We start from the raw sequence: 7370 nt of genomic DNA on the forward strand, positions 1-7370 counted from the left end.
CTTGATAAACCAGTGGTGGCACTGCTGCTTTATCGGAAGCACGTTATCAGTAAATTGCCCTATATTAATCAATTAATCCGTCATTTTGAAACGGCTAATTTAATTCCCCTACCCGTGTTTATTAACGGAGTGGAAGGCCATACAATTGTTCGGGATTGGTTAACCACAGACTACGAAATTCAGCAAAGAAAAAAAGGAATCATTGAAACTCCTTCTTTAAGTGAAGATGCGGTGACAGTAGATGCAATTGTCTCGACGATTGGCTTTCCTTTGGTGGGGGGTCCTGCGGGTTCTATGGAAGCAGGAAGACAGGTAGAAGTGGCTAAACGAATTCTGTCCGCTAAAAATATTCCTTATCTTATCGCTGCCCCTTTATTGATTCAAGATATTTATTCTTGGACAAGACAGGGAATCGGTGGTTTACAGAGTGTGGTTCTATACGCTTTACCTGAATTAGATGGAGCAATTGATACGATTCCTCTGGGGGGATTAGTGGGGGAAACTATCTATTTAATCCCCGAAAGATTACAGCGTTTAACTGGACGTTTGCATAGTTGGATTAAGTTACATAAAACCCCTCCGCAAGAACGCAAAATAGCCATCATTCTCTATGGATTTCCCCCGGGTTATGGGGCAGTTGGTACGGCAGCTTTATTAAATGTTCCCCGGAGTTTAGTTAAGTTTTTACAAGCTTTACAAGCGCAGGGTTATAATCTGGGAACGATTCCCGAAGACGGGGAAGAAATTATTCAAAAAGTTAAATTTGCCGATGATGAAAATCTCTCTAAACAAAATCGTTTATCGATAGAAACTTTAGAAAATTGGCTAGGTTATCTATTAACTTCTCGCATTGAAAAACACTGGAAATCCCTTAAAGATGCGGGAATAAAAACTATTGGCGACCAATATCATTTAGGGGGAATTGAGTTAGGTAATATCTGGATTGGAGTGCAGCCACCTTTAGGAATTGCTGGGGATCCGATGCGGTTAATGTTTGAAAAAGATTTAACTCCTCACCCTCAGTATGCAGCCTTTTATCAGTGGTTACAAAAAGATTTTAAGACCGATGCGATCATTCATTTTGGTATGCACGGAACTGTCGAATGGCTGCCCGGTTCACCCCTAGGAAATACTGGTTATTCTTGGTCAGATATTTTATTAGGAGATTTACCGAATTTATATATTTATGCCGCTAATAATCCCTCGGAATCTATCCTAGCTAAACGTCGCGGTTATGGGGTGTTAATTTCCCATAATGTGCCTCCCTACGGACGAGCGGGATTATATAAAGAATTGATGATTTTACGAGATTTGATTGCCGAGTTTCGAGAAAATCCTGAGAAAAATTACGCTTTAAGAGATAGTATCCTCCAAAAGATTATTGATACAGGTATCGCTAAAGATTGTCCTTTTCTGGAAGCAGAAAAACAGGGAATAGAATTCACTTTAGAAAATGCCAAATTATTTAGCCGCTATGCACTAACCGATTATTTTGTCAAGGTGTATAATTACCTACAAATCGTCGAACAAAGACTATTTTCTTCGGGTTTACACACCCTAGGCACTGCTCCCAATCAGGAAGAATTAAAAGGTTATCTTGACGCTTATTTTACCGATTTATCTGAGCGAGAATTTCAGCAAATTATCGCTGACGAAGCAACCAATGAAAAGGTTAAAGAAGGCATTACTATTAAAAATTTATTAGGACAAAATAGCGAAGAGTTAACTAATCTTTTGCGGGGATTAAATGGGGAATATGTACCACCGGCACCGGGGGGTGATTTACTCCGGGATGGTGCGGGAGTTTTGCCCACAGGACGCAATATACACGCTTTGGATCCCTACCGGATGCCTTCCCCCGCAGCCTACACTCGCGGACGAGAAATCGCCAAAAAACTGCTACAACAAAACTTAACCGAAAAAGGAAAATATCCCGAAACTGTAGCAGTTTTACTCTGGGGATTAGATGTGATTAAAACTAAGGGTGAATCCCTGGGTATTCTCTTAGAATTAGTTGGTGCGGAACCAGTGAAAGAGGGGACAGGAAGAATTGTCAGGTATGAATTAAAACCTCTAGGGGAAATTGGACACCCGCGCATCGATATTCTGGCTAATTTATCGGGAATTTTTCGCGATACTTTTATCAATATTATCGAGTTATTGGATGATTTAATGCAGCGGGCAGCTGAGATAGAAGAATCGGAAAATGATAATTATATCCGTAAGCACTATTTAACCTTAAAAAGTCAAGGAATTGACAATGCCAGCGCTCGTTTGTTTTCCAATCCTGCTGGGGATTTTGGCTCTTTAGTTAATGACCAAGTAGTGGAGGGAAATTGGGACAATGACAACGAATTAGCGAAAACTTGGGAAAAGCGTAATGTTTTTAGTTATGGTCGTCAAGATAAGGGACAAGCGCGACCAGAAGTGCTACAACAGTTATTAAAAACCAGTGAAAGTATTATCCAAGAAATTGACTCGGTAGAATACGGTTTAACCGATATTCAGGAATACTACGGCAATACAGGAGGATTAAAATTAGCCGCAGAAAAACAAAGCGGTAAACGGGTGATGACGAGTTTTGTCGAGAGTTTTTCCAATGATACAACTCCCCGCAAATTAGAGGAGGTTTTGCGCTTAGAATACCGCAGTAAATTACTCAATCCTAAATGGGCCAATGCCATGGTTAATCAAGGTTCCGGTGGGGCCTACGAAATCTCCCAAAGAATGACCGCTTTAATTGGTTGGGGCGGTACGGCTAATTTTAGTGACGATTGGGTGTATGATCAGGCAGCCGATACCTACGCTTTTGATGCAGAAATGGCGGAAAAATTGCGTCAAGCTAATCCCGAAGCTTTCCGTAATATTGTCGGTAGAATGTTAGAAGCACAGGGTCGCGGTTTTTGGCAAGCAGACCCCGACAAATTAGAGAAATTACAGGAATTATATCAATTGACCGATGAAAAATTAGAAGGGGTTACTTAGGGTTTGCTGAATAAATCTAAAAACCTTCTTGGATAATATCTTTAGGCTTTTTTGGAATCAACAAGTGCCAGCGATTGGAGTCAGGTACTTTTTCCCCGAAAATTAGGTAATTGACTCCCTGAAAATTGGTACAACCCCACACCCTACACCCCACACCCCACACCCCACACCCCACACCCTGACACCAGGAAAAACTTTTTGCCGCAAACCCTACTTAGAGTTTTCATCGCAACAGGGAATCCTGATGATAATCTGATTTCCCTCCTGTTTTACTCAGCAGACGGATATTTTCAATCAGGATTGATTTTTCTAACGCTTTAGCCATATCGTATAAAGTCAAGGCTGCCACAGATACCGCCGTTAAAGCTTCCATTTCTACCCCAGTTTCCGATTTTGTCACCACTTCTGCCCGAATTTCGTAGCCGGGTAACTCTGCTTTCGGGATAATCTGAACATTGATTTTTTGCAGGGGTAAGGGATGGCAAAGGGGAATTAAGGAGGAAGTTTGTTTGGCCGCCATAATTCCTGCTAGTCTGGCCGTCCCTAAAACGTCACCTTTAGGCGCATTTCCCTGTTCTATGGCTTCAAAAGTCGTTTTTAGCATTCTCACTTGTCCTAGGGCGATAGCAGTGCGTTTAGTGGGCATTTTCTCCGATACATCCACCATCTGGGCCTCGCCTTGGCTGTCGAGATGAGATAATTTTTCTTTACCCTCTTGCGTCATTGAATGAACCTGTGCTATAGTAGTTTACTGTTGAGAAAAACAAGGGCTTGTAGCTTAGTGGATTAGAGCGTGTGGCTACGGACCACAAGGTCGGGAGTTCGAGTCTCTCCAAGCCCGTTACATACAATGGCATATACTACAGGAATTAGGGACATATAGTTCCTAATTCCTTTGGTTTTTTGCCCCATCTTCCCACTTTCCTATACTTTTTAAACAGGATTTAGTATCATCAGCCAGTTTTGCCGAGGTATTTTTTACCCTCAAACAGTGAAAGAAACTAAACTTTTAGGATTGTATAATACTAAATCTGGTTATTAAAAACTGATTATTTATTCCCCCTTTTGCCTTTTGCCTCTTGCCTTTTGCCTGTCCTTATAAGTAACCTATGCTCAACGGATTTAGTATAATATGAATTCTCCTGCACCTGTGCCGACACCCTTTCAAGTTGCTTTAGAGCGTTACCAGAATGCTCTAAATTATTTAGATACTTCTCATAATAAATCTCTGAAAAAAGCACAGGCTTTAGAAATTATTGCCGCCAGAGATGCTCTTAATAAACAAATGGAAGCTGAGGCGGAAATTTCGGTTGATATGTCGTCAAAATTAATCGAACAAGATAATAGATTAAAACAGAAAAGCTACAAAATTACTCAAGTTCTTGACTTAGCTGAATATCGGGAGACTTTACCTATGTCTGCTCAGGCTTGGTGGTGGCATTTAGAAAGTAGGGAATCTTTGCATCCTTGCAATCGCTTTGATTGGCTATTGAGAATCGGTAAACTGGTTTTATTAGGGGTTAATTTTACATTAATCGGAACGATTGCTACTCGGTTTCTTAGTGGTGGTTCAGGTTTGCTAGAAATAGGAGGTGTTATTTTTTCGACTTTCATTTCTTTATTACAAACTGAAAATGCTCTCACACGGACGCGCCAGAAGGGTTTTGTTAAGTTAATGAAATTGCTTGGGATTGCTGAACATTGGTATGAAGAAATACAGTTTTCTGTAACAGTAATAGTCTTTGCTATTCTCTTGGGAATTTATCTAAATTTCTCTTGGTTTTCTGAGCTTTATAAGCAAGAAGGCAACCGTTTACAATCTCCTCCGCCAGCAAGTCAAGAATTTCCTAATTTAGCTTCAGCCGAAGAGAAGTATTTAAAAGCGATTGAGTTAGATCCAGATAATCTAGATGCTCATTATAAGTTAGCAACACTTTATGAAGAGTTACAGGATTTGACTAATGGGAAGAAACACTATTTAATTGCGGCAAAAGGTGGTTTTATAGATGCTTATAATAATCTCGCTTATTGGTATCTGCGAGATAATAAGAATGCAGAAGCGGTAGAGTTACTGGAAAAAGCCAAGAGATTATTAGCAGAAAAAGATGAAAAACTAGACCAATTTACTGAAGAGGAGAAACGCAATTTAGCATTACAAAAATATAGTATTTATAAAAATCTAGGCTGGGCCAGATTTAAGCAAAATCGCAGTGAAGATGCAGTTCCTAATCTTTTAGTTGCTATTGGTATCGCTGAAAATCCAGCTTATCAGAAATTTATCCGCAATCCCGGTGCTGCTTTTTGTATTTATGCTCAACTTTTAGAAAAAGAAGACAAGAAATTATCTCAGGAAAATTGGCGTAAATGTCTTAAATTAGCCGAAGGGAGGGAAATTAATACGGAGGAGGAGCAATGGTTATATGAAGCGAGGAAAAAATTAAAGTGAAGTAAAGTTTAGTGACTATTCTCTGAGTAATGCGCTAAATCCTTCTTGCTGAAAATGCTTATCAAAGGTTAATATTTGAGAGATTTCCAGTTGTCTCATAATCTGCATGGAAGCACAATCAGTTAAACTGTATCCTTTATCTAATCGTCTTTGGTAAAAATCAAAAGCTTGCTGAAATTGTTCACTGGTTTGGGGAATGATTATGGTTTTGCTGTCATTGCGTAAATCATGAGTTAGACGAATAGCTGATTTACGCAAAAATTCCCCTCTACTGCATAAAGCATTGAGTAATTCTGTCAGAACCATTTCACTGGTAACACCTCTAAAGTTACCCAGTCTTGCTACCATACTTATAGCAAGTCTATGAGCATTATCTCCTCTATCAGCTAACGCTTTTAAATAGAAGGTATCTAAGAAAATTTTTCTCATTCTTCCTCATCTTCTCTCGGTGCGCCGTACATATAATGTTCCGCGTTACGCGCAAAGTCTCTGGGAAAGTGTTTTCGCCATTCTGATTGGGGAACAACGTTACCAATCTCAACAATTCTTTGCCAAAAAGGTTTTTTGCGAAATTCTGGGTCATTTTCTAGTGCATCCCATTTAGCATCGAGTTCTTCCATTGATAACTCAGGCTCTTCGGATGTGTTAGAGGTTGAATGATTGTTTAAGTTAGTCATGATTAAAGGTTCCTTTTAGATTAAAGAGAATAAGTTAATGATAACCTAAATTATCTGGTCAGGTAAATGTTTTGCGAAAATTTGTTTCATTCTTCCTCATCTTCTCTCGGTGCGCCGTACATATAGTGTTCAAAATTACGCGCAAAGTCTGTAGGTAAGTGTTTTCGCCATTCTGATTGGGGAACAAGTGCGCCAATTTCTATAATTTGTTGCCAGATAGGTTTTGCTAAAAATTCTGGGTCATTTTCTAGTGCATCCCATTTAGCATCGAGTTCTTCCATTGATAACTCAGGCTCTTCGGATGTGTTAGAGGTTGAATGATTGTTTAAGTTAGTCATGATTAAAGGTTCCTTAGTGATAATAGGTTACTTTTATTATAGCATTTTCAAGTTGGATTGAGGTACGGAGATTATCGAGGGTAATTAACCACAGAGACACAAAGAACACAGAGATTATTCACCGATGTTATAATTTATAATGATGATGGCAAGAGAGCCGAATGTTTAACTGAAAGCTTGACATTATTTTATGTACAGACTATATTATAGTTATGGAATAGAATATTATATTTGATCCAGATTTTAGGTTCTGGTTTTATCAACAAGAACAGGGACTTCAAAATGAAGTATTTGCTGTTTTAACTGTATTGATGAAACTTAGACCAGCACTGGGGAGACCACGAGTTGATACCATTGAAGGATCTTCTTTTAAGAATATGAAAGAGCTTCGTATTCAGTATAAAGGTGAACCTTGGCGTGTTTTATTTGCCTTTGATCCTCATCGACAAGCAATTTTACTTGTTGGGGGGAACAAGTCAGGTAACAAAAGATGGTACAAAGAAAATATTCCTATAGCAGATCAACGTTATCAAAAATATCTGGAAAAACTTAAGGAAGAAAAGTCATGAAAGAATATACCAACTTCTCGGAAGAATTTAATAAACTTTGTGGAGAACGACAAGCAATTATTAAAGCAAGAGCTTCCCAAATTTATCTGGAGGAACTTACGCTTAAGTATTTGCAGGAAAAACTAGGTTTATCTTTATCAGAATTGGCAAAGTATCTTGAAGTACAGCAATCAATAGTACCTAAACTTAAACAAGAGCAAAATCTAGAGCTAAATAGGGCTTGCTGAATAAATCTAAAAACCTTGTTGGATAAGACTTTTGGACTTTTTTCCCCTCAAAAAGTGCCAGCCATTGCGGGGATCGGGGGGAAAATTCCTGGACTTTTTCCCTGAAAATTAGGTAATTGGCCACCTCA

Annotated in this window: 7 protein-coding genes, 1 tRNA gene and 1 pseudogene; 5 read left to right on the forward strand and 4 right to left on the reverse strand. The window is 39.1% G+C overall.

The window, feature by feature from the left end:
• Positions 1 to 2985, forward strand: a 2985-nt coding sequence (locus PX482_RS14630) for a cobaltochelatase subunit CobN (RefSeq protein ID WP_288122611.1), incomplete at its 5' end; no start/stop codon positions are given.
• A gap of 223 nt (positions 2986 to 3208) precedes the next feature.
• Here the strand turns inward: PX482_RS14630 and moaC are convergent.
• Positions 3209 to 3709, reverse strand: coding sequence for a cyclic pyranopterin monophosphate synthase MoaC (moaC, locus tag PX482_RS14635; RefSeq protein ID WP_002774359.1), 501 nt, complete (start codon positions 3707 to 3709; stop codon positions 3209 to 3211).
• A 43-nt stretch (positions 3710 to 3752) separates the two neighbouring features.
• On the opposite strand from moaC, the gene PX482_RS14640 reads away from it, so the two are divergent.
• Positions 3753 to 3826, forward strand: a tRNA-Arg gene (locus PX482_RS14640).
• A gap of 291 nt (positions 3827 to 4117) precedes the next feature.
• Positions 4118 to 5431, forward strand: a complete 1314-nt coding sequence (locus PX482_RS14645; protein ID WP_288027378.1) for a tetratricopeptide repeat protein — start codon at positions 4118 to 4120, stop codon at positions 5429 to 5431.
• A 15-nt stretch (positions 5432 to 5446) separates the two neighbouring features.
• Here PX482_RS14645 and PX482_RS14650 read toward each other — a convergent pair whose 3' ends face one another.
• The 3 genes from PX482_RS14650 to PX482_RS14660 form a co-directional block, all read right to left on the reverse strand.
• Positions 5447 to 5860 (reverse strand): type II toxin-antitoxin system VapC family toxin, encoded by a 414-nt coding sequence (locus tag PX482_RS14650; RefSeq protein ID WP_130757600.1) that lies wholly within the window; start codon positions 5858 to 5860, stop codon positions 5447 to 5449.
• A complete protein-coding gene (locus tag PX482_RS14655; protein ID WP_002774365.1) occupies positions 5857 to 6108 on the reverse strand; it encodes a hypothetical protein in 252 nt (83 codons plus the stop codon). Before PX482_RS14655 ends, PX482_RS14650 begins: the two co-directional genes overlap by 4 nt.
• Positions 6109 to 6194: 86 nt before the next feature.
• Positions 6195 to 6446 carry a hypothetical protein gene (locus PX482_RS14660; protein ID WP_002797268.1) on the reverse strand — a complete coding sequence of 84 codons (252 nt, stop codon included), beginning with the start codon at positions 6444 to 6446 and terminating at the stop codon, positions 6195 to 6197.
• 227 nt (positions 6447 to 6673) lie between these two features.
• Here PX482_RS14660 and PX482_RS14665 point away from each other — a divergent pair, with 227 nt between their 5' ends.
• Together PX482_RS14665 and PX482_RS14670 are read left to right on the forward strand one after the other, a co-directional pair.
• Positions 6674 to 7015: a type II toxin-antitoxin system RelE/ParE family toxin gene (locus PX482_RS14665; protein WP_288027385.1), complete on the forward strand. Its 342-nt coding sequence runs from the start codon at positions 6674 to 6676 to the stop codon at positions 7013 to 7015.
• Positions 7012 to 7230: pseudogene (locus PX482_RS14670) on the forward strand (helix-turn-helix domain-containing protein); the annotation flags it as partial. The gene PX482_RS14665 and the pseudogene PX482_RS14670, both read left to right, overlap by 4 nt.
• Positions 7231 to 7370: the final 140 nt, after the last annotated feature.

The sequence above is a fragment of the Microcystis sp. M53602_WE12 genome (assembly GCF_030065455.1).
Lineage (GTDB): Bacteria > Cyanobacteriota > Cyanobacteriia > Cyanobacteriales > Microcystaceae > Microcystis > Microcystis aeruginosa.

Coding starts and splice junctions, on each gene's coding strand:
- PX482_RS14650 (WP_130757600.1), bottom strand. CDS start 5,860: ATGAGAAAAATTTTCTTAGATACCTTCTATTTAAAAGCGTTAGCTGAT.
- PX482_RS14655 (WP_002774365.1), bottom strand. CDS start 6,108: ATGACTAACTTAAACAATCATTCAACCTCTAACACATCCGAAGAGCCT.
- PX482_RS14660 (WP_002797268.1), bottom strand. CDS start 6,446: ATGACTAACTTAAACAATCATTCAACCTCTAACACATCCGAAGAGCCT.
- moaC (WP_002774359.1), bottom strand. CDS start 3,709: ATGACGCAAGAGGGTAAAGAAAAATTATCTCATCTCGACAGCCAAGGC.
- PX482_RS14645 (WP_288027378.1), top strand. CDS start 4,118: ATGAATTCTCCTGCACCTGTGCCGACACCCTTTCAAGTTGCTTTAGAG.